Source organism: Micromonospora sp. NPDC023966 (assembly GCF_040639095.1).
In the GTDB taxonomy this organism is placed as follows: domain Bacteria; phylum Actinomycetota; class Actinomycetes; order Mycobacteriales; family Micromonosporaceae; genus Micromonospora.
Genome location: NZ_JBEZZJ010000013.1, coordinates 145586 through 170620, shown reverse-complemented (window position 1 = coordinate 170620; position 25035 = coordinate 145586). Strand labels below are relative to the sequence as shown.

The following is a 25035-nucleotide window of genomic DNA, read 5'->3' as shown; positions in this document are numbered from 1 at the left end:
GGGGGCCGCGCCGCGTCCGGGATCAGGGCAGTGCGGCGACCGCGTCGGCGTACGCGGCCCCGGTGCTGACCGCCGCGGTGACCAGCACGACGAGTTGCGCCGGGGCCACCCCGTACGCCAGGTCGGTGGTGACGTCGGCGGCCAGCAGCAGCGTCCCGTCGCCCGGGTCGTGCACGTACGCCGCCGGCAGCAGCCGGTCGTGGTTCCAGGCGTTGCAGAACGCGTACGCCTCGGCGCGGCGGGCGGCCGGCAGCCGGCGCAGCGCCACGGCCCGGGCGTGCAGCACCTCGCCCTGCGGCCCGAGCCGGCGGAACTGGACCACCGCCTCGCCCCAGCGCCCCACCACGGTGCCGTCCGGCTCCAGCGTGTACGCGTCGCCGCGCGCGTCGAGGGCGGCGGTGAGCAGCCGCAGGCTCAGCGGGGCGACCTCCTCCTCACCGGGCGGCCCGGGCTCGGCCGGGTCGTCGGCGGGTTCCACGTCGTCCTCGGCGGGCAGCGGCACCGGCTCGGCGAGCGGTCGCTCGGCCAGCCAGGAGGCGATCCGGCCGGACTGGTGGCCGGTGCCGTTGCGGGCGTCGAAGCTGCCGGCGAGCGCGGTGGCGAGGGCCTGGAGCTGGCCGCCGAGCGCCGCCACGTCCACCTCGGCGGCCGGCCGGGGCCCGTGCCCGGGACGGTGGATCCGCCGCCCGCCGAGACCGGCCTCGACGGCCAGCCCGCAGAGCAGCGCGCCCGCCGCGGCGAACTCCATCGCGGAGAGGTCGTCGGCGGGGTGGTCCAGCCGGGGCAGCTGCTCGGCCAGCACGTCCAGCCCGTGCGCCAGGTGCCCGCCCAGCGCGCAGAACCGCAGGTGTGCGGCGAGCTGCGGGAACGCCGTCCGCTCCCCGCGGTGCCGGCGGTACGCCCGCACGTGCGCCCGCGCGGCACGCGCCGGCTCGCCGGTGCGCAGCCAGGGCAGCAGCCCGGCGGCCAGGGCCCGCTCCGGCTGGTCGGTGCAGCCCGGCTCGCCGTCGAGTGCCGGCTCCAGCGCGGCCAGCGCGGCCGCCGGCTCGCCCCAGCCGGCCAGCAGCTCCGCCCGGCGCGCCGGGGCGCAGCCGGCGCAGCCGGCCACCGGGTCGGACGGGTCGCCGGCGGACCAGCGGTCGTACTCGCGGCGGGCGGTCGGCTCGTCCCCGAGGTGGTCGGCGAGCCGGCAGCGCAGCTCGGCCACCGGCTCGGCGGCCGGGCCCAGCCGGTCGGCGAGATCGTCCAACAGGGAGCGGGCCTGGTCCAGGGCCACCCGGGGGGTGCCGAAGAGCGCCTCCACGGCCTGCCGCTGGTGCCGGCGCAGCCGCTCGGCCTCGCCGGGACGGCTGTCGAGCAGCTCGGGCTGCCGGTCCACCGTGGCCACGCAGCGGCGTACCGGCTCCACCATCCGCCACCGCTCGCCCAGGTGCAGGTACGCCTCGACCAGCGCGAACCGCGCCGCCAGCCCGGTACGCGGATCGCCGGTGGCGTCGGCCCGGGCGGCGATCCGCTCCAGCTCGGCGCAGCGGGCCTCGCCGTCGGGCAGGTCCCGGGCTTCGGCGAGCGCGTCGGCCAGCCCCCGGTCCCGGGAGGTGGTCACCGGACCGTCCCGCCGGGCAGGTCCGCCACGGCGGCGGCGAGCTGGCAGCCGGTGGTGACGCCACAGTCGACGAGTTGGTCGAGCTGGTGCGGGGTGACGCCGCGTTCCAGGTCGGTGGTCACCTCGCCGCAGACCTGGGCCAGCCCGTCGTCGGCCACGTGCACGAACGCCTTGGGCCAGAGCCGGTCGTGGTTCCAGGCGTTGCAGAAGGCGTGCAGGCCGGGCACGTGTTCGATGCCGAACCGGTGCGCCGCGACGGTGCGTACCTGGAGCACCTCCCCGGCGGCGCCGCGGCGGAAGAACCAGATGAGGCTCTGGTCCCAGCGGCCCACCAGGTCGCCGTCGGCGTCCTCGGTCACCGCGTACCCCCGGTTGGCCAGCACGGCGGCGATCAGCTCGCCGGTCAGCGGTCGTAGCGCCTGCGGGTGTCCGGCCAGGGGGCCGTCCGGACCGTCCTCGATCTCCGGCGACGCCATGAGGGCATCCCTTCTGAGGCGAATAACACAACGGGCGGCGGATCCGTGCCGCGACGCGCGGACACGACCCGGAAAAGCGGCGATCTGCCGGGTCCCGCCGTTACGGTGACTGTATGGCGGGCCGTACCTCTCAGGCGAGCCGGCGGCGCGGCGCGTCGTCGCGCGGAACCACGAACAGCCGTGCCCGCCAGCCGGCCAAGAAGGCCAGCCGGGCGAGCGCTCGGCGGCGCCCGGCGCCCGGGCCGAGCCCGGCGGCCTTCCTCGGCCGCGCGCTGGGTGCCCTGTGGATGGGGCTGGCGCACAGCGTGGGCTGGGTGTTCCGGGCGGCCGGCCGGCAGGCCGCCACCACCCGCGAGCTGGACCCGGAGCACCGCCGCGACGGCGCCGGGCTGCTCCTGTTCGGCCTGGCCATCCTCAGTGCCGTGGGCATCTGGTCCGGCGGCGCGGGGCCGGTGGGCCGGCATCTCGCGGACACCGTGCGCCTCTTCGTCGGGGCGATCGCCATCGTGCTGCCGGTGCTGCTCATGGTGGGCGCCTGGCGGCTGATGCGCACCCCGGCCGATCCCGCGCACCGCGGCCGCGGCCTGGTCGGCTGGGGCTCCATGCTGCTCGCCACGGCGGCCATGCTGCACATCGGACAGGACCCGGTCGACGAGGTCCAGCGCGACTATGCCGGCGGCCTGATCGGCGCCGGCCTGGGCGACCTCCTCAAGTCCGCGGTCACCGCCTGGGTGGCCATGCCGCTGCTGCTCCTGCTGCTGGTCTTCGGCCTGCTGGTGATCACCGCGACCCCGATCAACAAGATCCCGGAGCGGCTCGGGCTGCGGGTCGCCCCGGTGCCGCCGGACGCCGAGGAGGCCGAGGCGGCCGAGGCGGCGACGAAGCCGGCCCGGAAGCGGGCGGCCAAGCGCCTCCCGCCGCCGGTCGACCCGCTCGACCCGGACGACGACCTCGACGGCGCCGACCTCCAGGAAACCCTCGTGCTGCCGCGCAAGCGGGTGCCGGCCAGCCGCAAGCCCGTCGAGCCCCCTGAGCACTCACCGCTGCCCACCCGGGCCGAGCAGCTCGCGCTCACCGGGCTGGCGGGCGACTACACCCTGCCGCCGGCCAACATGCTGGGCAGCGGGGCCGCGCCGAAGACGCGGAGCAAGGCCAACGACGAGGTGATCGCCGCGCTGACCGGCGTCTTCGACCAGTTCGACGTGGACGCCGCGGTCACCGGCTTCACCCGCGGCCCGACGGTCACCCGCTACGAGGTCGAGCTGGGGCCGGGCGTCAAGGTCGAGCGGATCACCCAGCTCTCCCGCAACATCGCCTACGCGGTGAAGTCGCCGGACGTGCGGATCCTCAGCCCGATTCCGGGCAAGAGCGCGGTCGGCGTGGAGATCCCCAACACCGACCCGGAGAACGTGGCGCTCGGTGACGTGCTGCGCTCGCGTGCCGCCACCAGTGACCACCACCCGATGGTGGTGGCGCTCGGCAAGGACATCGAGGGCGGCTACGTGGTGGCCAACCTGGCCAAGATGCCGCACATCCTGATCGCCGGCGCGACCGGCGCGGGCAAGTCGTCCTGCCTCAACTCGCTGCTGGTGTCGGTGCTCACCCGGGCCACCCCGGACGAGGTGCGGCTGCTGCTGATCGACCCGAAGCGGGTCGAGATGACCGGCTACGAGGGCATCCCGCACCTGGTCACCCCGATCGTGACCAACCCGAAGAAGGCGGCCGACTCGCTGGAGTGGGTCGTCCGCGAGATGGACATGCGCTACGACGACCTCGCCGCCAACGGGGTCCGGCACATCGACGACTACAACCGCAAGGTACGCAACGGCGAGATCAAGGCCCCGCCGGGCAGCGAGCGGGAGATCCGGCCGTACCCGTACCTGCTGGTGATCGTGGACGAGCTGGCGGACCTCATGATGGTCGCGCCGCGCGACGTGGAGGACTCGGTCGTCCGGATCACCCAGCTGGCGCGGGCCGCCGGCATCCACCTGGTGCTGGCCACCCAGCGTCCCTCGGTGGACGTGGTCACCGGCCTGATCAAGGCGAACGTGCCGTCCCGGCTCGCCTTCGCCACCTCCTCGCTGGCCGACTCCCGGGTCATCCTCGACCAGCCCGGCGCGGAGAAGCTGCTCGGCCGCGGCGACGGGCTGTTCCTGCCGATGGGCGCGTCGAAGCCGATCCGGATCCAGGGCGCCTGGGTGACCGAGCGCGAGATCCACGACGTGGTGAAGTTCTGCAAGGACCAGCGCGAGCCGGACTTCCGTCCGGACGTGCTCGCCCCCGCGCAGGACAGCAAGAAGAAGATCGACGAGGACATCGGCGACGACCTGGACCTGCTCGTGCAGGCGGTGGAGCTGGTGGTCACCTCGCAGTTCGGCTCGACCTCGATGCTCCAGCGCAAGCTGCGGGTCGGCTTCGCCAAGGCGGGCCGGCTCATGGACCTCATGGAGACCCGGGGCGTGGTCGGCCCGTCCGAGGGGTCCAAGGCTCGCGACGTGCTGGTCAAGCCGGACGAGCTTGAGGAGGTCCTGGCCGGCCTGCGCGGCGGCGAGGAGTAGGGCGCCGAGCGGTGACCGGTCGGGTCACCCGGCCGGTGGCGCGTACGCGGCCTGCAGGGTCGCGTCGATGACGAAGGGCGCGTCCTGCTCGGCGAGGCGCCCTCCGCTGAGTTCGTCCGCCGCCGCGTGCACCACGGTGTGGACGAGCGCGACCAGCCAGGTCGCGGGCAGGTCGGTGCGGAACACGCCCTCGGCCCGGCCGCGCTCGATGAGGCCGGCGATGCGGCGCATCGGCCCCTCGTGCGCGGCCCGGATGCGGGCGGGTGGCAGTGACCGTTGGGCGACATCGAGCAGGTGCCGGAACTGGTCGACGATCTGCCAGCTCGATGCGACGAGGCGGCTGAGGGCCGCCCGAGGGTCACCGGTCAGGTCGACCGTCTCCAACGCCCGGTCCGCCCGGTCCACAGTGCGGGTGAACAGCTGGTCGATGAGGTCGTCGCGGGACGAGAAGTGGCCGTAGAGAGTCACCCGGCCGACCCCGGCGCGCCGGGCGATCTCGGCGATGTTGGCGTCCGGATCTCGGACCAGGCACTCCAGTGCCGCGTCAAGGATCGCGGTGATGTTCCGCTGCGCGTCCGCGCGCTTGCCGCGCTGCCCGACGGCGTCGGTTGTCCGGTCCACCACGTCCTCCTTTGTCAGACACCGGTGTTCAGGTTACCGTGAGACAGTAAGTCGTACACCCGCGTACGACTTAATGGGCGGCCCGGGACGATTCCCGCCGGCTGCCCGGCCGTCCGTCTTCGGGAGAGCCACATGAACGTCCACGTCACATCGTCACCGCACGACGCCGCGCCGGCCACGCCCGTCCCGCGCCGATGGCGGGCTTTGGCGCTGCTCAGCCTCGCCCAGTTCATGCTCATCCTCGACATCACAGTGGTCACCATCGCGCTGCCGAGCATCGGTGTCGACCTTGGTCTCGACCGCGCGGCGCTGACCTGGGTCGTCACTGCGTACACCCTGGTCTTCGGTGGCCTGATGCTCCTCGGCGGTCGCGCCGCCGACCTGTTCGAGGCCCGCCGGACCGTGCTCGCCGGCCTGGCGTTCTTCACCGCGTCGTCGCTGGTGGCGGGGCTGTCGGTCAACGCCACGATGCTCATCGGCGGTCGGATCGGTCAGGGCGTCGGTGCCGCACTCCTTTCTCCCGCCGCACTCTCCCTGGTCACCACGCTGTTCCAAGGCCCGGAGCGGCACCGGGCGCTGGGCGTCTGGGGCGCCCTGGGCGGCACCGGAGCGGCCGTCGGCGTGCTGGTCGGTGGCCTGCTCACCGCCGGCCCGGGCTGGCAATGGATCTTCTACGTCAACGTGCCGATCGGGGTCGCCGTGCTCGCGCTGCTGCTGGTCGTCCTGCCCGGGCCGGGACCACGGCGCGCGGATCGGAAGCTGGATCTGCCCGGGGCGCTCATCGTCACGCTCGCCACCGCGGCGGCGCTCTACGGGCTGATCAGCTCCGGCGACCACGGTTGGACCGCCATGTCCACCCTCGGCCCGCTCGCGGTCGCCGCTGCGCTCTACGCGGGCTTCGTGCTGGTCGAACGGGCCGTCCCGGCGCCGCTGGTGGACCTCTCGATCCTCGCCCGCCGCCGGGTCGCCGCGGGTTCGTTCCTGATGCTGGTGGCGACCGGGCTATTGATCGCGAGCTTCTTCCTCGGTTCGTTCTATCTGCAGCAGGTGCGCGGACACGGGGCGCTGACCACTGGACTGCTCTTCCTGCCGGTGGCGCTCGGCACCGTCGTCGGCGCCCACCTGGCCAGCCGCGGAGTCGGGCACCTCGGTCCCCGTACGACGGCCACCGTGGGACTTGCCGTCGCCGCACTGGGTGCCGCGATCCCCGCCATGGGGCCGACGTCCGGGTCGGTGGTCATCGGGATCAGCGTCGCCGCGGCCGGGCTGGGGATGACGTTCGTGGCGGCCACCACCACCGCGCTCGCCGAGGTGGCACCCGGGGAGGCAGGCGTCACCTCGGGCATCGTCAACACGTTCCACGAACTCGGCGGTTCGGTCGGCGTGGCGGTCGTCTCCACGGTCGCCGCCGCGAGTCTGTCCTCCGGCGGGGTGGTGGCCACCGGCTTCACGCACGCCTTCGACTTCAGCGCGGTCGCCGCCGCCCTGGCCGCGCTGGTGTCACTGGTCCTGGTGCCGGCCGGTCGGCCGCCGGCCGGGGCATCGGCGCGCCTGCACTAGGGTCCGCCTGCCTTCGCCAGAGACCGCGACGAGGGCCCGCCGGTGCTCCCGGCGGGCCCTGACGCGTACCGGGTCAGGAGTTGTAGATGGCGTAGCTGAGGATCATGCCGATGACGGCGCCGACCACGCTGGCGGCGGCGGCGTACCAGCCGAGCGGCTTGTCGCCGAGCACCGCGCCGACGATGCCGAGCACCAGGCCGATCAGCCCGAACAGCGGCGGTAGGAAGAAGATCGCGATGACCGCGAAGACGAACGCGAGAATCGTGCAGACGCGTGCCGCGCTGCTGCGCGGGCGGGCGGTGGCGTGGATGTCGGCCATGATGTCCTCCGTCAGTGGTTCCTCTCGGGTGGGGCGAGGAGGAGATACCCGCGCCGGCATGCCGTCCAAACGGGACGCCGGACCGGCCGGAGGCTCAGTGGAAGAGCTTGAGGCCGACCACGCCGGCGACCACCAGCAGCAGGCAGGCGATCCGGGGCAGGCTGGCCGACTCGCCCAGCGCCAGCATGCCGACTCCGGCCGTTCCGGCCGCGCCGATGCCGACCCAGACGGCGTAGCCGGTGCCGACCGGGATGTCCCGCAGCGCGTATGCCAGGCCGGCCATGCTGGCCACCAGCGCGACGACGAAGACCAGGGAGGGGAGCGGGCGGGTGAAGCCGGCGCTGCGGTCGAGGGCGATCGCCCACGCGGTCTCCAGCAGTCCGGAGAGCACCAGTACGAGCCAGGCCATCGGGTCACCTCTGACGGGGCGGGCCCGGCCACCGGGGCCGGGACGGGCGGTCACGCGGGGCGTCTTGGCCTGACCGGGTACGCCCACCACTCGTCCGGGGCGGCGCGGGGCCGCCGAGGCCGACGCTAGCACCGCCGCAGCCGACGGTCCGGCGCGGTGAGGAATCCCACCATGGCTGGAGTTCACGTCAACTTCAGGTTGCACCATGGTCGGCATGACCGTGCTCTTCTCCGACGAGGACGTCGCCGTCACCGTGGACGCCCCGTTCACCGTCGCCGCCATGCGGGACGCGCTGCTGGCCGCGTACGAGGGCCGGCTGATCGCCCCGCCCCGGGCGTCCGCCCCGCTCGGCGGCGGCCGGATGGTGCTCACCGCCGGGCACCTCACCGGCGAGTGGTACGGCTTCCGCTCGTACGACACCTTCGGGCACCCGGAGAGCGCGCAGCTCGTGGTGCTGCACGACGCCACCACCGGGGCGGTACGCGCCATCGCGGTCGGCGAGGAGCTGGGCTCGCGGCGCACCGGAGGGCTGGGCGGGGTGGCCGTGGACGCGCTGGCCCGCCCCGACGCGGCCACCCTCGGCGTGGTCGGCTCGGGCCGCCAGGCGTGGACCCAGGTCTGGGCCGCCGCCGCGGTCCGCCCGCTGAGCGAGGTGACCGTGCACAGCCGCTCGGCGGCCCGCCGTGAGGCGTTCGCCACCCGGGTCCGGGCCGAGCTGGGCGTGCCGGCCCGCGCCGTCGACTCGGCCGCCGCGGCGGTGCGCGACCGGGACCTCGTGGTGCTCGCCACCACCAGCACCTGCCCGGTGCTGGACGCCACCGACCTCGCCCCGGGCACCCACGTCAACACGGTCGGCTTCAAGCAGGTCGACCGGCACGAGTTCGGGCCCGACCTGCTGGACGCCGCCGACCTGCTGGTCACCGACTCGCCCGCCCAGGCGGCCGCGTACGCCCCGCCGATGCTCGCCGCCGTCGAGCCGTACGCGAACCGGCTGCGCGACCTGGGCGCGGTGCTGGCCGGGGCGGCCCCGGGGCGGACCGGCGCGGACCAGATCTCGGTCTTCTGCTCCACCGGCCTGGCCGGCACCGAGGTCTTCCTCCTCGACCGCCTGGCCCGGGTCGGCGCCGCGGCCCGCTGACCCGCGGCTCAACTGTGAGCCGGCCGATGCCCCGGCCGGGCGGCGCGGCGATCCCGCCGCGGCCCGGTACCCTCGGATGGTGTCTGCCACCTCCCCTTACGACAACTCCAGCCCGGCGCGTCCGACGCCGCGCCGCGACCCGGAGCCGTCGTCCTCCGACAACCGTCGCGTCGCCCTGCTGACCCTGGGGTGCGCCCGTAACGAGGTCGACTCGGAGGAGCTGGCCGCCCGGCTGCACGCCGACGGCTGGAAGGTGACCACCGACGGCGAGGGCGCCGACGTGGTGGTCGTGAACACCTGCGGGTTCGTGGAGAAGGCCAAGCAGGACTCGATCCAGACGCTGCTGGCCGCCGCCGACACCGGCGCCAAGGTGGTCGCCGCCGGCTGCATGGCCGAGCGCTACGGCCGCGAGCTGGCCGACAGCCTCCCCGAGGCGCAGGCGGTGCTCAGCTTCGACGACTATCCGGACATCTCGGCCCGGCTGGACGCCGTGATGGCCGGCGAGGCGCTGGGCGCGCACACCCCGCGCGACCGGCGCGAGCTGCTCCCGCTCACCCCGGTCAAGCGCCGCGAGGCGGCGGTGTCGCTGCCCGGTCACGGCACCCCGACCCGGGTCACCGCCGAGGCCGACGAGCACACCCCGGCGCACCTGCGGCAGGTGCTGCGGCACCGGCTCGACACCGGGCCGGTGGCCTCGCTCAAGCTGGCCAGCGGCTGCGACCGGCGGTGCGCGTTCTGCGCCATCCCGGCGTTCCGCGGGGCGTTCGTCTCGCGCACGCCGGACGAGCTGCTCGCCGAGGCGGAGTGGCTGGCCAAGACCGGCGTGCGCGAGCTGGTGCTGGTCAGCGAGAACTCCACCTCGTACGGCAAGGACCTGGGCGACCCGCGGGCGCTGGAGAAGCTGCTGCCGCAGCTCGCCGCGATCGACGGCATCGTGCGGGTGCGGGCCAGCTACCTCCAGCCCGCCGAGACCCGGCCGGGCCTGGTCGAGGTGATCGCCACCACGCCGGGTGTGGCCGCCTACTTCGACCTGTCGTTCCAGCACTCCAGCGAGCCGGTGCTGCGCCGGATGCGCCGGTTCGGCTCCACCGACCGGTTCCTGGAGCTGCTGGCCTCCGCCCGCGAGCTGGCGCCGGCGGCGGGCGCGCGGAGCAACTTCATCGTCGGCTTCCCCGGGGAGACCAAGCAGGACGTGGCCGAGCTGGTCCGGTTCCTGACCGAGGCGCGCCTCGACGCGATCGGCGTGTTCGACTACAGCGACGAGGACGGCACCGAGGCCGCCGGCCTGCCCGGCAAGGTCTCCGCCGCGACGATCAAGCGGCGCTACGACAAGCTCGCCGCACTGGCCGACGAACTCTGCTCGCAGCGGGCCGAGGAGCGGCTCGGCTCGACCGTGGAGGTGCTGGTCGACTCGGTCGCCGACGGCGTGGTCGAGGGGCGGGCCGCCCACCAGGCGCCCGAGGTCGACGGCTCGACGACCCTGGTCGCCCCGCAGGGCGGCGGGGTGGACCTGGCCGCACTGCGCCCCGGCGACCTGGTCCGGGCCACGGTCACCGCGACCGAGGGTGTCGACCTGATCGCCGTACCGGATGAGATGATCTCGGCGGCGCCCGGCGCGGCACGGTGACGACGGGCCCGGACAGGACGGGAGAGCCACGTGAGGCGGTGCCGGACATGACCGGGGCGGAGTCGACGGTGGCGGCCCCGGTGCCACTGCTGAACGCGGCGAACATGCTGACCGCGGTGCGGCTGGTGCTGGTTCCGGTCTTCGCGGTCACCGTGGTCGCCTCCGCGATGAGCCACGCCGGCTGGCGGATGGCCGCCTGCCTGATCTTCGTGGTCGCCTCGGCGACCGACCTGGTGGACGGCTGGATCGCCCGTCGGTTCGGGCTGGTCACCTCGCTCGGCAAGGTGGCCGACCCGATCGCCGACAAGGCGCTCACCGGCGCCGCCCTGGTGCTGCTCTCCTGGTACGACCGGCTGCCCTGGTGGGTGACCGCGGTGATCCTCGCCCGCGAGCTGGGCATCACCGCGCTGCGCTTCTGGGTGATCCGGCACGGCGTGATCGCGGCCAGCCGGGGCGGCAAGATCAAGACTGCCCTCCAGATCCTGGCGATCACCTGGTACCTCTGGCCGATGCCCGCCGCGCTGGCCCCGGTCGGCCCCTGGATCATGGGCGCGGCCGTGGTGGTCACCGTGATCACCGGCTTCGACTACATCGCCCAGGCCCTCCGCCTGCGCCGCCCCGCCCACTGACCCCGGCCGGTGCGGCGCGCCGTCGGGGATGACCTCATGATCGGCGAATCCGTGCGCAGGATGAGTAGGTTGCGGCGGTGCGGGAAGAGAGGGCCGGCATGGGGACGGATGCGAATCATGAGCGGCCCGCCGGCAGTCCGGCGGCCTCGGTGGTGCACAGCCTGCACGAGCGCGGGGAGACCCTGGCCACCGTCGAGTCGCTGACCGGCGGGCTGCTCTCCGCCGCGATCGTGGAGATCGCCGGGGTGAGCGGGGTCTTCCGGGGCGGCCTGGTGGTCTACGCCACCGAGCTGAAGTCGGAGCTGGCCGGCGTACCGGAGGATCTGCTGGCCGAGCGCGGACCGGTCGATCCGGACGTGGCCGCCGCCCTCGCCGAGGGCGGGCGGCGGCGCTGCGGCGCCGACTGGGGGCTGGCCACCACGGGCGTGGCCGGGCCGGAGCCGCAGGACGGCAAGCCGGTCGGCCTGGTCTACGTCGCCGCGACCGGGCCGGGCGGCACCGAGGTACGTGAGCTGCACCTCGACGGTGGCCGGGACCACATCCGCTCGGCGGCGGTGATCGAGGCGCTGCGCCTGCTCGCCGACCAGATCCACGCCGCGGTCGAGGCCGACGAGGCGGAATCCGCGGACGAGGCGGACGACGTCGACCGGGCGGGGGCCGGCCAGCGGTGAGCCGGCCCGCGACACGCCCGACGACGGCGGGGCCGGCGCGGGGCCGCCGACCGGCCCGCGCGGCGGGTTCCGCAGGATTGGAGAGGCGGGGTGGGATGTCGCCGGGGCGACCAACGGGTACGGTTGCGGGAAGGCTCCGGCGGACGACGCCGGCGCCGGCGCGGTCCGCCGCGTCCGGCGCGGCACGTCCGGCCCGAGATGATGATCCCGTCCAGGGGGAGGTGCGATGGTCCTGCTACGCCGAGTGATCGGTGACGCACTGCGGGCGCGCCGGCAGGGGCAGCACCGCACCCTGCGCGAGGTCTCCTCCGCCGCCAACGTGAGCCTCGGCTACCTCTCCGAGATCGAGCGCGGCCACAAGGAACCCTCCAGCGAGCTGCTGGCCGCGATCTGCGACGCGCTCGGCGCCCGCCTCTCCGAGCTGCTCCGCGAGGTCAGCGACACCGTCGCGCTGGCCGAGCAGATGCCCGGGGTGCTGGTCCCGTTGGCTGACGAGCCGGTCGAGTCGACGCCGGTGGCAGCGGCCGCCGTGCGCAAGGCGACCAACCGGGGCGTCCGCCACGTCACCTCCGACGGCTCGGTGGCCGTCCAGGTCCGCCAGGACTCGCCGCTCAAGGCGACGCTGCGCAGCACCCGGGTCCGCCCCGCCGACCGCGACGTGGTCTGCGCCGCCTGATCCCGCCCGTCGCGCCATGGGCGCCGGTGGCGACCGCGTCGTAGTGTTGATCAGGGTCGTACGGGTGCCGTGTTGGCGTCCGACTGGGACGATGGAGGCACACCGCGCGGCCCGCCGGTCGACCCCGGTCGAGGCGACGCGACGCTACTGAGGGGGCAAGGCGGAGATGGCGAACCCGTTCGTCAAGGGTTGGAAATACCTGATGGCGCTCTTCGGCGCGAAGATCGACGAGCACGCCGACCCGAAGGTGCAGATCCAGCAGGCCATCGAGGAGGCCCAGCGGCAGCACCAGGCGCTGGTCCAGCAGGCGGCCGCGGTCATCGGCAACCAGCGCCAGCTGGAGATGAAGCTCTCCCGGCAGATGACCGAGGTCGAGCAGCTCCAGGCCAACGCCCGGCAGGCCCTCGTCCTTGCCGACCAGGCCCGGGGCCGCGGCGACGAGACCGAGGCCGGGCGCTACGAGCAATCCGCGCAGCTGCTCGCCACCCAGCTGGTCTCCGCCGAGCAGGCGACCGAGGACCTCAAGACCCTGCACGACCAGGCGCTCGGCGCGGCAGCGCAGGCCCGCAAGGCGGTCGAGAACAACTCGATGATCCTCCAGCAGAAGCTGGCCGAGCGCACCAAGCTGCTCAGCCAGCTCGAGCAGGCCAGGATGCAGGAGACGGTGGCCCGCTCGCTGGAGTCGATGTCAGCTATCACCGCCCCCGGCACCACCCCGTCGCTCAACGAGGTCCGGGACCGGATCGAGCGCCGCTACGCCGACGCGATGGGCCGGGCCGAACTGGCCGGCAACTCCGTCGAGGGCCGGATGCTGGAGATCCAGAAGGCCACCCTCGACTCGGCCGGGTCGGCCAGACTGGAGCAGATCCGGTCGAGCATGGCCGGCGAGCAGCTCGGCGGCCGGCAGGAGCGCCCCGCCGTGGGGCAGCCCACCGACCCGGCGGCCGCCGCCCGGCTCGACGAGATCCGGGCGAGCATGAGCCGGGAGCGCGGCACCGGGGAGAGCACCACGAGCTAGGAGACGGGGGAGACCCATGGTGGACGAGCGGGCGCGGCACTTCCGCCGGCTGCGCAGGTTGCGCCGGTCCGCGCGGCGCTGGAGCGTCCTGGCCGGTGGGCTGGGCGGCGCCGCCGCCGTGCTGACCCCGTACGCGGGGCTGGGCCTGCCCGACGCGGCCTGGGCCGGCGCCGCGGGCAGCGCGATCGCCGTCGCCGCTTGGCGCTGGGTGGACCTGCGCGCCCTCGCCGCCGTGCCGGCCCCGCCGGCCCTCGGCCCGGCCGAGGCCGCCGCCCGCTCCCGAGCCCGGCTGGTCGCCGCCGTCGAGCGGCTGCCTGTCGGCCCCGGCGTCCTCGCCGAGGTACGCCGGGTCCGCTCCCGCCTCGCGCTGCGCGGCACCACGGCCGCCGAGGCGTGGGCCCGGCTGGACCGGGCCGCGCTGACCCTGGCCGGGCTGGCCGGCCGGCTCACCGGGCTGGCCGAGCCGGCGGTCCGTGAAGCGGCCGAGGCCGACCGCTCCCTGCGCGACCTGGCCAACCGGGTGGCCGGCGTCGAACGAGCCCTGAAGCTCGCCCCGGCCGAGGCGCGCGGGTCGCTCGCCGAGGCGCACGCCACGCTGGTGGGCCAGCTGGAGAGCGGGGTGGCCGCGTACGAGCGGCTGGTGGTGGCCGCCGCCGGCTACGTGGCCGAGGACGCCCGCCCGAGCACCGAGCACCCTTCGGCCACCCGCCTCACCGAGGCCACCGACCTGCTGCACGGCGTCGCTGGCGCCCTCGCCGAACTCCGCACCGCCCACACCCCTCTCCGCACCCCCTGACCCCCGCACTCCCTCGCAGTGTTGATCAAGAAGCTTGCGCAGAAACGCGGCGGCGGTTCCTGACGCAAATCTCTTGATCAACATGGTCAGTCGGGGGTGGTCACCTGGGTGGGGGTGGTCCAGGGGGAGGCGCCGACGACGTTGACCGAGCGGATCCGGTAGTGGTAGGTGACGCCCCGGGCGAGGCCGGTGTTGGTGAAGCCCCGGCCGGTGACGCTGAACGTGGCCAGCTCGTGGGTGAAGGCGGCGTCGGTGGCGCGCTGCACCACGAAGCCGGCGCCCGACCCGGTCGGCGTGCTGGCCGACCAGTTCAGGATCACCGTGGCGGTGTCCGGAGCGGGCGCGGTGGCGGTGGCGAGGACGCCGGTCGGCACGCCGGGGCGGGGCGGGGTGGTCACCGTGGCCACCGTCGACCAGGGTGACGCCGCGCCGAGGTAGGTGGTGCGTACCCGGTAGTAGTAGGTGGTGTCCGGGGCGACCGCCGGGTCGAGGTGGGCCTCGCCGACGGCGATGGCGGTGGTGCCCGGCCCGCTGGTGAACGTCGGGTTGGTGGCCCGCTGCACGTCCACCCCGGTCGCGAACGACCGGTTGGCCCAGCGCAGCGCGATCCGCAGCGGAGCGGCCGGCGGCACCACGGCCGCCAGCTTGGCCGGCGCGGTCAGCTGCACCGAGGCGGGGACGCTGTTCGACCAGGCCGAGCAGCTCACCGCGTTCTCGGCCCGGATCCGGTAGTGGTAGGTGACCCCGGGGGTGACGGACGCGTCGGTGTACCGGGTGGCGGTGGCGGCCACGGTGATCTCGGTGAGCCCGGCGGTGAAGGCCGCGTCGGTGGCCCGTTGCAGGCGGTGGCTGGTGGCCGGCGGGCGGCTGCCGTTTCCGGTCCAGGCCAGCGCGATGGCGGGCAGCGCGGTGGCCGAGCCGGGCGCCGGGGTGGGGGTCAGCCCGGTCGGCGCCTTAGGCGCCACCCGCAGCACCAGCGGCCGGCTCATGCCCTGGTCGCGCAGGCCCGCCGAGCGGGTCTGCCAGCGGTACTCCCAGCCCAGGTTCACCAGCTGGTTGACCACCACGGCGGGCCGCCCGTCGACCGGGCTGACCGGGCTGGCGTCCAGCCGGGCGCCAGGCGGCCGGGTCGGGTCGAGCAGGCGTACGCTGTCGCCGATCTTGAAGGGCAGGGTGGGCGGGACCGGGCGCAGGGCGACGATCACGTCCTCCCGCGGGTTGACCCGGACGGTGTCCTTCCAGCCCAGTTCGCCCGCGTCCGGCGGGCGGACCGTGCCGTCCCAGCCGACCCGGTTGACCAGCTGCACGTCGCAGCCCTCGATGTGCACCGGGTGGGTGCGGGGCGCGTCGCCGACGATCCGCCACAGCTGGGTGCCGTCGGCCGGCCCGCCCACCGGCACGGTCGGGTCGGTCGCGTACAGCACCTCGGTGGCCGGGTCGACCGGGCCGAGCGGCAGGGTGGCCGGGGTCCGCGGCCCGGCGTTCGGGTGGCCCACCCCGAGCCGCCCCACCGCCCGGCCGTGCCGGGGTTCGAAGACCTGGCCGACCGACTTCACCGCCAGCGGCAGGGTGACCGGGGCGGCCGCGCCGGGCGGGGTGAACGTGACCGAGGTGGCGCGCGCCGACACCAGCGTCTCCCCGGGGGTACGGGTGCCGAAGGCCGCGTCGTAGGCCGGTTGCGGCACGATCGGCGGCCGCTGGCTCTCCGCGTACGCGCCGGGCAAACGGGCGGCCAGCAGGTCCCGGTCGTACGGCGCCGCCGGGCTGCCGGTGACCCGGATCTGAAGCAGGGTACGGGTGTTCGGGCCGTAGCCGGGGCGGGCGGCGGGGAGGCCGCCGGTGGCGGTGCGGTCCGGGGCGTCGGTGTGGTGGTCGTAGCGCGGGTCGAACCGGGGCAGCGGGGCCGGGCAGTCGTTGTAGATGATCAGGGTGCTGCCCGGCGGGACGGTCGCGAAGTCCACCACCACGTCGGCGCGCTCGCCGGGGGCGAGCAGCAGGGTGTGCCCGTCCACGTTGAGCACGGTCGGGTCCTGGCGGTCGTACCGGTAGCCGATCGGGCGGTTGGCCATCACCACGGGGGCCGGCAGCAGGCCGCCCTCGTTGCCGATCTGGATCAGCTCCGGTCCGGCGGCGGCCGGGTCGGGCACCCCGCCGTCGCGTCCGTCGACCGGCCAGTGCGCCGGCCGCCCGGCGGCCCGGGCCGCCGCGACCATCGGCACCTCCCCGGCTCGCGGGTCGCCCGGTCCGCCGGTGTCGGTCCACATCGGCTGGTCCGAGCCGGCCCGGTAGAGCTGGAGGTTCAGCGTGCGGTCCGGGCAGGCGTTGAGGATGCGGAACCGGTATGCCCGCGGCGCGACCTCCAGGTACGGGTAGGCCACCCCGTTGACCAGCGGGGTGTCCCCGTACGCCTCGGGCACGGCCGACGGGTGCGGCACGCCCGGCGCCAGCGGCGGCTCGTCCGGCTCGGCGACCGGGTCGTGGTGCGGGTTCGGCACCGGGGCGACCCAGGGGCTGGCCCCGCCGTCCGGGTCATGGGTCCACGGGCCGTAGTCCCAGCGGCCGGTCGGATTGCCGCCGGTCGTCCCGTAGGGGTTCTGCCGGGGCTGGTAGACGTGCGGGTGCCAGAGGCTGCCCTTCGCGCCCCAGCGGTCCCGGTCCCAGGTGGGGTCCTGGGCGGCGAGCTGGGCGTCGTCCGGCACGAAGGTCTTGTCCTCGATCACCAGGGGGAGCTGGTCGGCGGGGAGCACGCCGTCGTCGACCAGCCGCTCCTCGGCCGGGTCGGTGAGCAGGTAGAGCGCCAGTTGTCCGGAGTAGACGGTGAGGCGGGACAGGCCGAGGGTGTTGTCGTGCAGCCACATGAGCCGGCCGCTCTGCTCGTTGGGGAAGTAGAGCGTGGTGGCGCCCCCGCCGGGCGGCGGCATGTCGGGCACCGGGGTCACCCCCACCCCGGTCGGGTACGGGGTGATCTCGCCGGCCGGGGTGACCCACTGCCACGGGTTGCCGGCGCTGATCCACGCCGTCTGCGCCCCGGCCAGGTGCGGCACGGCCCGGTTCCCCGGGTACGGCGCGGGCCCGTCCAGCGGGCCGGTCCCCGCCCCGTCGACCGTCTCGTCGACCGGCAGGAAGAGTTCGCCGGCCCGGCCGGTGGGAAGCTGGTTGATGAACTTGATCCGGACCGGCCGGCCGCGCCGGGCGACGATCATCGGGCCGAGGTGCCAGGGCCGGTCCGGCGGGCTGACCGTGTTGTGCCCGGACGCGTCGGTGCCCAGGTTGAGCTGGCGGTAGCCGCGCAGCCGGGTGGCCGGCAGGTCGCGGTGCAGGCGTTGCGCGTACTCCTGGAGGCCGATCTCGTAGTAGTCGCAGCCCGGCCAGGTGATCGTGTCGGGCACCGCGACCGGCAGGCGGGCGCCCAGCCCGGCGGTGGCCAGCGGGCCGGGCACCGGCAGCGGGTCGACGAACTTGCGGATGCCGGTGCCGGGCACCGGCCGGCCGTCCCGGTCGAGCGCGGGCAGCGGGCTGGCGGCGAAGTTCGGCACCGGGCCGAAGCAGCGCGGCACGGCGGCCGGGTCGAGGCTGGCCGGGGTAGGCCCGGTCTCCTCCTCGGCGGCGCGGGCGGCGGGCACCGTCGGCGCGTGGTCCTCGGCGGTCCGGGCGGCCCGGTCCGTCCATCCCGGCCGGCGTCTGCGGAACAGCACCATGGCTCTCCCCGGGGTCCGGGCGCGCCTGCCGCCACCCCGACGTGGCGGGCGTACGCGCTGCTGACGATCGGTGAGCACTCCACCGCAGCATGCGACGCCGGAGGCGCAGCGGGGAACTACCCAATCGTCCCTATCTCGGGCGATCTTGGGTGGTTCGTGGAAGTTCCACGCGCCGTCCCAATCAGCGGTCCGGTTGGCAGGCCGGGCACCAGTACGTCACCCGCTCGCCCAGCTCCTCCTTGCGGATCGCCGTGCCGCAGCGCCGGCAGGGCTGCGCCCGGCGGCCGTAGACGTAGTTGGTCTGCCCGCGGTGCAGCGAACCGGTGGTGCTCTGCGTCCAGCGACCCCGGTTGGCGGCGAGCAGCCGCTGGGCGAGGGTGACCGTGCCGGCCAGGTCGGGCACCGCGCGGACCGGCGTCCACGGGGAGACCCCGCGCAGGAACAGCACCTCGCACTTGTAGAGGTTGCCCACCCCGGCCAGGTTCCGCTGGTCCAGCAGTGCCTCGCCGATCGTCTCGTCCGGGTGGGTGGCCAGCCGGCGGACCGCCTCGTCCGGGTCCCAGTCGGGGCCGAGCAGGTCCGGGCCCAGGTGGCCGACCAGCGACTCCTCCTCGGCGGTCGGGATCAGGGCCAGCTCGTGCAGGTGGTAGCCGACCGCGACCGCGCCGGGGGAGCGGAGCACCACCCGGATCAGGTGCGCCGGGCGGGCCGCCCACCGCTCGCCCGGGCCGTACGCCCGCCAGGCGCCGTCCATCCGCAGGTGCGAGTGCAACGTCCAGTCCCGCCCGGCGGCGTCGGGGGGCGCGGTGAGCCGGAGGAGCAGGTGCTTGCCGCGGCTGGTCGACTCGCGCACGGTCCAGCCGGTCAGGTCGGTCGCCGCGAGCTGCGGCACGCGGAAGTCGGAGCCGGTGAGCCGGGCGCCGGCCAGGGCGCGCTGGAGGACGCGGGCGGTGTTCCAGACGGTGTCGCCTTCGGGCACCCTGCCATCCTCCCTCGCCCCCGCCCGTTTCGCCTGGTCGGCGGGGTCAGCCGGCGGTCACCGTCACCACCTCGCCGGGGCGTACGCCGAGCAGGTCGACCGCACGGCCGGTGTTGACCGCCAGCGCCACCAGGCCGGCCGAGTCCACGTAGGCGACCAGCCCGCCGGGCGGGGCGTCGCCGAAGGTGCTTCCGCGCACCGCCGCCCGGCCCGCCACCCGGACCCGCTCCGGCAGCCCGTCGAGCAGCGCGCCGGGAGCGGCGAGCTGGACGTTGCCGAAGTGGTCGACGGTCAGCACCTCGGCCGTGAAGCCCGTGTCGTCGGCGCGCACCACCGGCGCCGGCAGCCGAACCAGCGTCGCCGGGTCCACGGCCGGGCCCGCCTCGGCGAGCGGCGCGCCGAGCGCCAGCCGCGCGGCGACCGGGGCGAACACGTCCCGCCCGTGGAAGGTGCGGGAGACCGTCGGGGCGAGCCAGGCCGGGTTGGTCAGCTCCACCGCCCCGGTGATCCCGCCGAGGGCCTCGGCGGCGTCCAGCAGCAGCCCGTTGTCCGGGCCGACCAGCAGCCCGCCCGGCGTGGCCAGCGCGACGCCCCGCCGGGCGGTGCCCACGCCCGGATCGACCACCGCCACGTGCACCCCCACCGGCAGGTACGGCACGGCCTGCGCGAGCACCGCCGCGCCCCGGCGTACGTCGGCCGGCGGCACCAGGTGGGTCACGTCGATCACCCGGGCGGCCGGGGCGAGCCGGGCCAGCACCCCGTGGCAGGCCGCCACGAAACCGTCGGCCAGGCCGTAGTCGGTGGTCAGCGAGATCCAGGGCCCGCCGCCCGGCGCCGCGTCGGTGCCGCTCATGGCCGGGCCGCCGACGCAATGAGCCGTCGCTCCAGCCGCAGCTCGTCGTGGAGCGGGATGTCGTCCTCGCCCAGGTACGGGATGCTCGGCTTGACCGCCCGCGCCCGGTCCACCGCGCCGGCGTCCACCGCCACGATCCGCAGCCCTCGGCGCTGGTAGAAGCGGAGCGCCCGCAGGTTGTCGTTGGTGGTGACCAGCCAGAGCCGGTCCGCCCCGGCGGCCGCGGCGACCGCCTCGGCGGCGGCCAGCAGGGCGCTGCCGGCGCCGTTGCCGGGGGCCGTGGCGGCGAGGCTGACCACCTCCAGCCCGTCGTCGGCGAGCCGGTGCACCAGCGCCACGGCGAACCCGCCCGCTCCGTCCACCGCCACCAGGGTGGGCAGTTCCCGCAGGTCGTAGCGGGTGTCGTGGACCACCACGTACGGGCCGCCCCACTCGCGCCGGTGCAGGGCCGCGAGGTCGGCCTGGTCGCCCGGTTCGACGGGTCGTACCTGGATCGAGGCCATGTCGTCCCCCTCGTCGTCGCGGAACACCCTAGCGAGCAGGCCGGCTCATCCACATTCCGGAACGCCGGAAAGATCTTGGTGCCAAACGGCCCCTGTGGGGGCCATTTCCGTCCAAGATCTCTGGGGCGCCCCGCCGCGCCCCGCCGCGGCAGGCGGGCGCGTGAGGCCGGACGTGGGTGGCGCGCGTGTGAGGGTGCGGTGCCTGGGCCGGGTGGTCAGCCGCGGAGGCGTAGGCCGCGCGGGGTGGCGCGGAAGCCGGCGGCGGTGAGCGCGTCGCGCAGTGGCGACGAGTGCACGGCCTCGCCGTCGGCGCGTTCCACCGAGATCGCGCCCAGCGCGCCGGAGTGCACCGCGTCGGCGAGCGCCTTGCCGGCTGCGGCCAGCGTGTCGGTGTCGTCGGTGAACGAGAGGATGGTCCGCCCGCCCCGCTCGACGTAGAGCACCAGGTCGCCGCCGACCAGCACGACCAGCGCCCCGGCCTTGCGCCCGGCCCGGTGCCCGGTGGCCGGGGCCACCCCGTCGCCGGAGTCGACCACCCGGTCGGGCCAGGGCAGGGCCGCGCCGTAGGGGTTGGCCGGGTCGGTGGCGGCGAGCACCGTGGTCGGCCCGCCCCGGCCCCGGCTGTCGTCGGCGGGGTCGGCGAGGGCGCGGATCCGGTCCACCGCCCCCGGCACGGCGAACTGGGCCGCGCCCAGCCCTTCGACGAAGTAGCCGCGCCGGGCCGCCCCGCGTTCCTCGAGCGCGGAGAGCACCGGGTAGACCGCCGCGAAGCCGCCGGTCACCTGCTCGGCCATCACCGCGCCCCGGGTCACCACGCCGTGCCGTTCGAGCAGCAGGTCGGCGAGGGCGGCGGCCCGCCGGGTGGGGTCGAGGTCGCGGTCGGGCAGCAGGGACCAGCGGCCGGCCACGGTGGGCGGGCCACCGCGGCTGGGCAGCGCCACCCGGCCGGGGCGGCGGTAGCGGGTGCGCGGGGCGGTCGGCCGGGACCGGTGTGCCCCGCCGCCGCCGACCGCCGCCCGCAGCGGCGCCAGGGTGTCGTTGGTGAGGTGACCGGCCCAGACCAGGTCCCACACCGCCGCCGCCAGGGCGGTGTCGTCGGTGGAGCCGACCCGGTCGGAGAGCGAGCGGAAGAAGAGCGCCTGGCCGTCGGCGAGCGCGTCGAGCACCGCCTCGTGCAGCGGGGTCAGGGCCAGCGCCTCGTCCGGCGGGGGCAGCAGCAGCGGCGCGACGTCCGTGTACGCCAGGGTGACCCAGCCGTCGCCGCCGGAGATCGCCCCGGACCCGGCCCAGACCACCTCCCCGCTGGCGCAGAGCTCGTCGAGCTGGGCGGGGGAGTAGTCGGCGATGCGGGCGGGCAGCACGAGGCGTTCCAGCGCGGACGCCGGCACGGCCACGCCCTGCAACTGCTCGACGGTGGCGGCGACCGCCTCCACGCCGCGGGCCGACGAGCCGACCTGCTGCCAGCGGGGCAGGAACGCGGCGAGCGCCCGGGGCGGCACCGGCTCGATCTCCCGGCGCAGCGCGGCGAGGGACCGGCGGCGCAGCAGCCGCAGCACCTCGGCGTCGCACCACTGGGTGCCGACGCTGTCCGGGGCGAACTCACCGGAGACCACCCGCCCGGTGGCGGCGAGCCGGCGCAGGGCCTGCTCGACGATGAACACCCCGAGCCCGAGCCGGGCGGCGCAGGTGGCCGCGGCGAACGGGCCGTGGGTGCGGGCGTAGCGGGCCACCAGGTCGCCGAGCGGGTCGGCCACCGGCGCCAGGTAGGCCTCGGCCACCCCGACGGGCAGCGCCACGCCGAGCGCGTCGCGCAGCCGGGCGGCGTCCTCGACGATCACCCAGCGGTCCTCGCCGGCTATGCGCACCCGCAGCGCCCGGCGGGCCGCCTCCAGCTCGCCCAGCCACCCGGCCGGTACGCCCCGCTCGGCCAGCTCGGCCTCGCTCAGGTCACCGACCACCCGGAGCAGCTCGATCACGTCCTCGGCGTCGCGGGGGCGGCGTTGCTCGGTGCGCCAGCGCAGTTGTCGTTCGGTCTCGGCCAGCACCGCGGGGTCGAGCAGCTCCCGCAGGTCGACCCGGCCGAGCAGCTCGCCGAGGAGCCCGGAGTCGAGTGCCAGGGCGGCGGCCCGGCGCTCGGCCAGCGGCGCGTCGCCCTCGTAGAGGAACGCACCGACGTAGCCGAACAGCAGCGAGCGGGCGAACGGCGACGGGCGCTCGGACTCCACCTCGACCAGGCGGACCTTGCGGGCTCCCAGGTCGCGCATCAGCTCGGCCAGCGCGGGCTGGTCGAAGACGTCCTGGAGGCACTCCCGGGCGGCCTCCAGGGTGACCGGGAAGTCGGCGTACTCGCGGGCCACGTCGAGGAGTTGGGCGGCGCGCTGGCGTTGCTGCCAGAGCGGCTGCCGGCGGCGCGGGTCGCGGCGGGGCAGCAGCAGGGACCGGGCCGCGCACTCGCGGAACCGGGCGGCGAACAGCGCCGAGGTGCCGACGGACTCCTCGACCAGCTGCGCGATCTCCTCCGGGTCGAAGACCACCACGTCGGCGCCGGGCGGCTCGTCGGCGGTGTCGGGCAGCCGGACCACGATGCCGTCGTCGGAGGGCATCACCTGGGCGTCCACCCCGTAGCGCTCGGCGAGCCGGCGGCCGATGGCGAGCGCCCACGGGCCGTTGACCCGGGCGCCGAGCACCGAGTGCACGGCGAGCCGCCAGTCGCCCAGCTCGTCGCGGAACCGCTCGACCACCACGGTGCGGTCGTCGGGCAGGGACCGGGTGGCCTCCTTCTGCTCGCGCAGGTAGGTCATCAGGTTGCCGGCGGCCCAGTCGTCCAACCCGCCGGCGCGCAGCGCCGCCACGGCGTCGGCGTCGGACTGGCGCAGCAGCGCCCGGACCCGGGCACCGATGGCCCGGCCCAGCTCGACCGGGCGGCCGAGCTGGTCGCCCTTCCAGAACGGCATCCGGGCGGCCTGGCCCGGGGCGGGGGAGACCAGCACCCGGTCGGGGGTGATCTCCTCGATCCGCCAGGACGACGAGCCGAGCAGGAAGACGTCGCCGACCCGGGACTCGTAGACCATCTCCTCGTCCAGCTCGCCGACGCGGGCGGCCCGCTCGGCGCCGGCCAGGAAGACCCCGAACAGGCCCCGGTCGGGGATGGTGCCGCCGCTGGTGACGGCGAGCCGCTGCGCGCCGGGCCGGCCGGTGAGCACGTCGGCGGCCCGGTCCCAGACCAGCCGGGGTCGCAGCTCGGCGAAGGCGGTCGACGGGTAGCGCCCGGAGAGCATGTCGAGCACCGCGTGCAGCGCCGAGTCGGGCAGCTCGGCGAAGGGGGCGGCCCGGCGGACCAGCACGGCGAGGTCGCCGAGCCGCCACGGCTCCAGGGCCACCATGGCCACGATCTGCTGGGCCAGCACGTCGAGCGGATTGCGCGGGTAGTGCAGCTCCTCGATCGCGCCCACGCCCATCCGCTCGGCGACCACGGTGCAGGAGAGCAGGTCACCGCGGTGCTTCGGGAAGACCACGCCCCGGGAGACCGCGCCGACCTGGTGCCCGGCCCGGCCGACCCGTTGCAGGCCGGCGGCGACACTCGGCGGGGCCTCGATCTGCACGACCAGGTCGACCGCGCCCATGTCGATGCCCAGCTCCAGGCTGGAGGTGGCGACCACGGCCGGGAGCTGCCCGGACTTCAGCGCCTCCTCGATGTGCTTGCGCTCCTCGCGGGAGACGCTGCCGTGGTGGGCCCGGGCGATGACCGGCGGCGCGCCGGCCGCCGCCCCGGACTGCGCCATCACCTCCGCCGGCTGCCGGGGCGCGCGCAGCGGACCCACCGGCCCGCCGTCGCCGGCCGCCGGACCGCTCGCCGCCTCCAGCTCCTCGGCGGCCAGCTCGTTCAGCCGGGCGCAGAGCCGCTCGGCGCTGCGCCGGGAGTTGGTGAAGACGATGGTCGAACGGTGTGACCGGATTAGCGAGAAGACCCGCTCCTCGACGGCCGGCCAGATCGACGCCCGGCGCGGGCCAAGCCCGCCCAGCGCGTCCTCCGGCGGCTCCTGCTCGTCGAGGCGGGTCATGTCCTCCACCGGCACCTGAACGCTGACCTCGATGGTCTTGCTGGTGGGCGGCTGCACCACGTCGACCGGGCGGGCCCCGCCGAGGAAGCGGGCGCAGACGTCGATCGGCCGGACGGTGGCGGAGAGCCCGATCCGTTGCGCCGGCGTCTCCAGCAGGGCGTCGAGGCGTTCCAGGGAGAGCGCCAGGTGGGCGCCGCGCTTGGTGCCGGCGACCGCGTGCACCTCGTCGACGATCACCGTGCGGACCCCGCGCAACGAGTCGCGGGCGGCGGAGGTGAGCAGCAGGAACAGCGACTCGGGGGTGGTGATGAGGATGTCCGGCGGGGTCCGGGCGAAGGCCCGCCGCTCGTCGGCCGGCGTGTCGCCGGTGCGCATGCCGACCGTGATGTCCGGCGGGGTGAGGCCGAGGCGGGTGGCGGCCTGCCGGATGCCGGTGAGCGGGGCGCGCAGGTTGCGTTCCACGTCGACGGCGAGTGCCTTGAGCGGGCTGACGTAGAGCACCCGGCAGCGCTGCCGCGCCTCGGCCGGCGGCGGCTCCTTGGCCAGCCGGTCCAGCGACCAGAGGAACGCCGCGAGCGTCTTGCCGGAGCCGGTCGGGGCGACGACGAGGGCGTTGCGCCCGGCGGAGACCGACCGCCAGGCGCCGGTCTGGGCGGCGGTGGGCGCCGCGAAGGCCGCGGCGAACCACTCCCGGGTCGCCGCGCCGAATTCTGCCAGGACCGCCGCGCCCTGGGTCACCTCGTCCGCCACGCCTTCCATCCTGCCTGGTCGGTGTGACAACCAGTCCTCGGCGGACGCTGTTCTGTCCAGGGACGGGGCCTTAAGCGACGGATGCGGCCT

General features: G+C 75.5%; 19 protein-coding genes and 1 riboswitch. Of the genes, 9 read left to right on the top strand and 10 right to left on the bottom strand.

Features of this window, described 5'->3' with window-relative positions:
- Positions 1 to 22: 22 nt before the first annotated feature.
- On the bottom strand, positions 23 to 1603 hold the full coding sequence (locus tag AB0F68_RS19100; RefSeq protein ID WP_357339792.1) for a YbjN domain-containing protein: 1581 nt from the start codon (positions 1601 to 1603) through the stop codon (positions 23 to 25).
- Positions 1600 to 2079 (bottom strand): YbjN domain-containing protein, encoded by a 480-nt coding sequence (locus AB0F68_RS19095; RefSeq protein ID WP_357339791.1) that lies wholly within the window; start codon positions 2077 to 2079, stop codon positions 1600 to 1602. The genes AB0F68_RS19100 and AB0F68_RS19095 overlap by 4 nt, the downstream gene beginning before the upstream one ends.
- A 113-nt stretch (positions 2080 to 2192) precedes the next feature.
- Between AB0F68_RS19095 and AB0F68_RS19090 the strand changes: the two genes are divergently transcribed.
- Positions 2193 to 4637: a DNA translocase FtsK 4TM domain-containing protein gene (locus AB0F68_RS19090; RefSeq protein WP_357339788.1), complete on the top strand. Its 2445-nt coding sequence runs from the start codon at positions 2193 to 2195 to the stop codon at positions 4635 to 4637.
- Between the two features lie 24 nt (positions 4638 to 4661).
- On the opposite strand, the gene AB0F68_RS19085 is transcribed toward AB0F68_RS19090, so the two are convergent.
- Entirely contained in the window at positions 4662 to 5258 is a 597-nt protein-coding gene (locus tag AB0F68_RS19085) for a TetR/AcrR family transcriptional regulator (RefSeq protein ID WP_357339786.1), read from the bottom strand.
- A 132-nt stretch (positions 5259 to 5390) separates the two neighbouring features.
- Between AB0F68_RS19085 and AB0F68_RS19080 the strand changes: the two genes are divergently transcribed.
- The gene (locus AB0F68_RS19080) at positions 5391 to 6818 is read left to right on the top strand and encodes an MFS transporter (protein WP_357339783.1); all 1428 of its coding nucleotides are present in this window, start codon (positions 5391 to 5393) and stop codon (positions 6816 to 6818) included.
- A 73-nt stretch (positions 6819 to 6891) separates the two neighbouring features.
- Here AB0F68_RS19080 and AB0F68_RS19075 read toward each other — a convergent pair whose 3' ends face one another.
- Together AB0F68_RS19075 and AB0F68_RS19070 are read right to left on the bottom strand one after the other, a co-directional pair.
- Positions 6892 to 7137, bottom strand: coding sequence for a hypothetical protein (locus AB0F68_RS19075; RefSeq protein ID WP_357339781.1), 246 nt, complete (start codon positions 7135 to 7137; stop codon positions 6892 to 6894).
- 94 nt (positions 7138 to 7231) lie between these two features.
- A complete protein-coding gene (locus tag AB0F68_RS19070; protein WP_357339779.1) occupies positions 7232 to 7546 on the bottom strand; it encodes an SMR family transporter in 315 nt (104 codons plus the stop codon).
- Positions 7547 to 7600: 54 nt separating this feature from the next.
- A riboswitch (guanidine-III (ykkC-III) riboswitch) is annotated at positions 7601 to 7664 on the bottom strand.
- A gap of 96 nt (positions 7665 to 7760) precedes the next feature.
- Between AB0F68_RS19070 and AB0F68_RS19065 the strand changes: the two genes are divergently transcribed.
- The 7 genes from AB0F68_RS19065 to AB0F68_RS19035 all read left to right on the top strand — a co-directional run bounded on the left by AB0F68_RS19065 (position 7761) and on the right by AB0F68_RS19035 (position 14101).
- Positions 7761 to 8684 carry an ornithine cyclodeaminase family protein gene (locus AB0F68_RS19065; protein ID WP_357339846.1) on the top strand — a complete coding sequence of 308 codons (924 nt, stop codon included), beginning with the start codon at positions 7761 to 7763 and terminating at the stop codon, positions 8682 to 8684.
- Between the two features lie 76 nt (positions 8685 to 8760).
- Positions 8761 to 10311, top strand: a complete 1551-nt coding sequence (rimO, locus tag AB0F68_RS19060; RefSeq protein WP_357339777.1) for a 30S ribosomal protein S12 methylthiotransferase RimO — start codon at positions 8761 to 8763, stop codon at positions 10309 to 10311.
- Positions 10312 to 10358: 47 nt separating this feature from the next.
- On the top strand, positions 10359 to 10940 hold the full coding sequence (gene pgsA / locus AB0F68_RS19055; protein ID WP_357339775.1) for a CDP-diacylglycerol--glycerol-3-phosphate 3-phosphatidyltransferase: 582 nt from the start codon (positions 10359 to 10361) through the stop codon (positions 10938 to 10940).
- A gap of 98 nt (positions 10941 to 11038) precedes the next feature.
- Entirely contained in the window at positions 11039 to 11611 is a 573-nt protein-coding gene (locus tag AB0F68_RS19050; protein WP_357339844.1) for a CinA family protein, read from the top strand.
- A gap of 226 nt (positions 11612 to 11837) precedes the next feature.
- On the top strand, positions 11838 to 12287 hold the full coding sequence (locus AB0F68_RS19045) for a helix-turn-helix transcriptional regulator (RefSeq protein ID WP_357339773.1): 450 nt from the start codon (positions 11838 to 11840) through the stop codon (positions 12285 to 12287).
- A gap of 166 nt (positions 12288 to 12453) precedes the next feature.
- Positions 12454 to 13305, top strand: a complete 852-nt coding sequence (locus tag AB0F68_RS19040) for a PspA/IM30 family protein (protein WP_357339771.1) — start codon at positions 12454 to 12456, stop codon at positions 13303 to 13305.
- Positions 13306 to 13321: 16 nt separating this feature from the next.
- A complete protein-coding gene (locus AB0F68_RS19035) occupies positions 13322 to 14101 on the top strand; it encodes a hypothetical protein (protein ID WP_357339769.1) in 780 nt (259 codons plus the stop codon).
- Positions 14102 to 14187: 86 nt separating this feature from the next.
- On the opposite strand, the gene AB0F68_RS19030 is transcribed toward AB0F68_RS19035, so the two are convergent.
- The 5 genes from AB0F68_RS19030 to AB0F68_RS19010 all read right to left on the bottom strand — a co-directional run bounded on the left by AB0F68_RS19030 (position 14188) and on the right by AB0F68_RS19010 (position 24954).
- Positions 14188 to 17799, bottom strand: coding sequence for a multicopper oxidase domain-containing protein (locus AB0F68_RS19030; protein WP_357339767.1), 3612 nt, complete (start codon positions 17797 to 17799; stop codon positions 14188 to 14190).
- 181 nt (positions 17800 to 17980) lie between these two features.
- A complete protein-coding gene (locus AB0F68_RS19025) occupies positions 17981 to 18778 on the bottom strand; it encodes a DNA-formamidopyrimidine glycosylase family protein (protein ID WP_357339765.1) in 798 nt (265 codons plus the stop codon).
- A gap of 46 nt (positions 18779 to 18824) precedes the next feature.
- A complete protein-coding gene (locus AB0F68_RS19020; RefSeq protein ID WP_357339763.1) occupies positions 18825 to 19631 on the bottom strand; it encodes an SAM-dependent chlorinase/fluorinase in 807 nt (268 codons plus the stop codon).
- Positions 19628 to 20161 carry a GNAT family N-acetyltransferase gene (locus tag AB0F68_RS19015; RefSeq protein WP_357339761.1) on the bottom strand — a complete coding sequence of 178 codons (534 nt, stop codon included), beginning with the start codon at positions 20159 to 20161 and terminating at the stop codon, positions 19628 to 19630. Before AB0F68_RS19015 ends, AB0F68_RS19020 begins: the two co-directional genes overlap by 4 nt.
- Before the next feature lie 188 nt (positions 20162 to 20349).
- Complete coding sequence (locus AB0F68_RS19010) at positions 20350 to 24954, bottom strand: ATP-dependent helicase (protein WP_357339759.1); 4605 nt, start codon at positions 24952 to 24954, stop codon at positions 20350 to 20352.
- Between the last annotated feature and the right edge of the window lie 81 nt (positions 24955 to 25035).

Bases quoted from the DNA above. Each gene is read 5' to 3' on its own strand.
- AB0F68_RS19095 (WP_357339791.1), bottom strand. From the start codon at position 2,079: ATGGCGTCGCCGGAGATCGAGGACGGTCCGGACGGCCCCCTGGCCGGA.
- AB0F68_RS19090 (WP_357339788.1), top strand. From the start codon at position 2,193: ATGGCGGGCCGTACCTCTCAGGCGAGCCGGCGGCGCGGCGCGTCGTCG.
- AB0F68_RS19080 (WP_357339783.1), top strand. From the start codon at position 5,391: ATGAACGTCCACGTCACATCGTCACCGCACGACGCCGCGCCGGCCACG.
- AB0F68_RS19075 (WP_357339781.1), bottom strand. From the start codon at position 7,137: ATGGCCGACATCCACGCCACCGCCCGCCCGCGCAGCAGCGCGGCACGC.
- AB0F68_RS19070 (WP_357339779.1), bottom strand. From the start codon at position 7,546: ATGGCCTGGCTCGTACTGGTGCTCTCCGGACTGCTGGAGACCGCGTGG.
- AB0F68_RS19065 (WP_357339846.1), top strand. From the start codon at position 7,761: ATGACCGTGCTCTTCTCCGACGAGGACGTCGCCGTCACCGTGGACGCC.
- rimO (WP_357339777.1), top strand. From the start codon at position 8,761: ATGGTGTCTGCCACCTCCCCTTACGACAACTCCAGCCCGGCGCGTCCG.
- pgsA (WP_357339775.1), top strand. From the start codon at position 10,359: ATGACCGGGGCGGAGTCGACGGTGGCGGCCCCGGTGCCACTGCTGAAC.
- AB0F68_RS19050 (WP_357339844.1), top strand. From the start codon at position 11,039: ATGGGGACGGATGCGAATCATGAGCGGCCCGCCGGCAGTCCGGCGGCC.
- AB0F68_RS19045 (WP_357339773.1), top strand. From the start codon at position 11,838: ATGGTCCTGCTACGCCGAGTGATCGGTGACGCACTGCGGGCGCGCCGG.
- AB0F68_RS19040 (WP_357339771.1), top strand. From the start codon at position 12,454: ATGGCGAACCCGTTCGTCAAGGGTTGGAAATACCTGATGGCGCTCTTC.
- AB0F68_RS19035 (WP_357339769.1), top strand. From the start codon at position 13,322: ATGGTGGACGAGCGGGCGCGGCACTTCCGCCGGCTGCGCAGGTTGCGC.
- AB0F68_RS19030 (WP_357339767.1), bottom strand. From the start codon at position 17,799: ATGGTGCTGTTCCGCAGACGCCGGCCGGGATGGACGGACCGGGCCGCC.
- AB0F68_RS19020 (WP_357339763.1), bottom strand. From the start codon at position 19,631: ATGAGCGGCACCGACGCGGCGCCGGGCGGCGGGCCCTGGATCTCGCTG.
- AB0F68_RS19010 (WP_357339759.1), bottom strand. From the start codon at position 24,954: ATGGAAGGCGTGGCGGACGAGGTGACCCAGGGCGCGGCGGTCCTGGCA.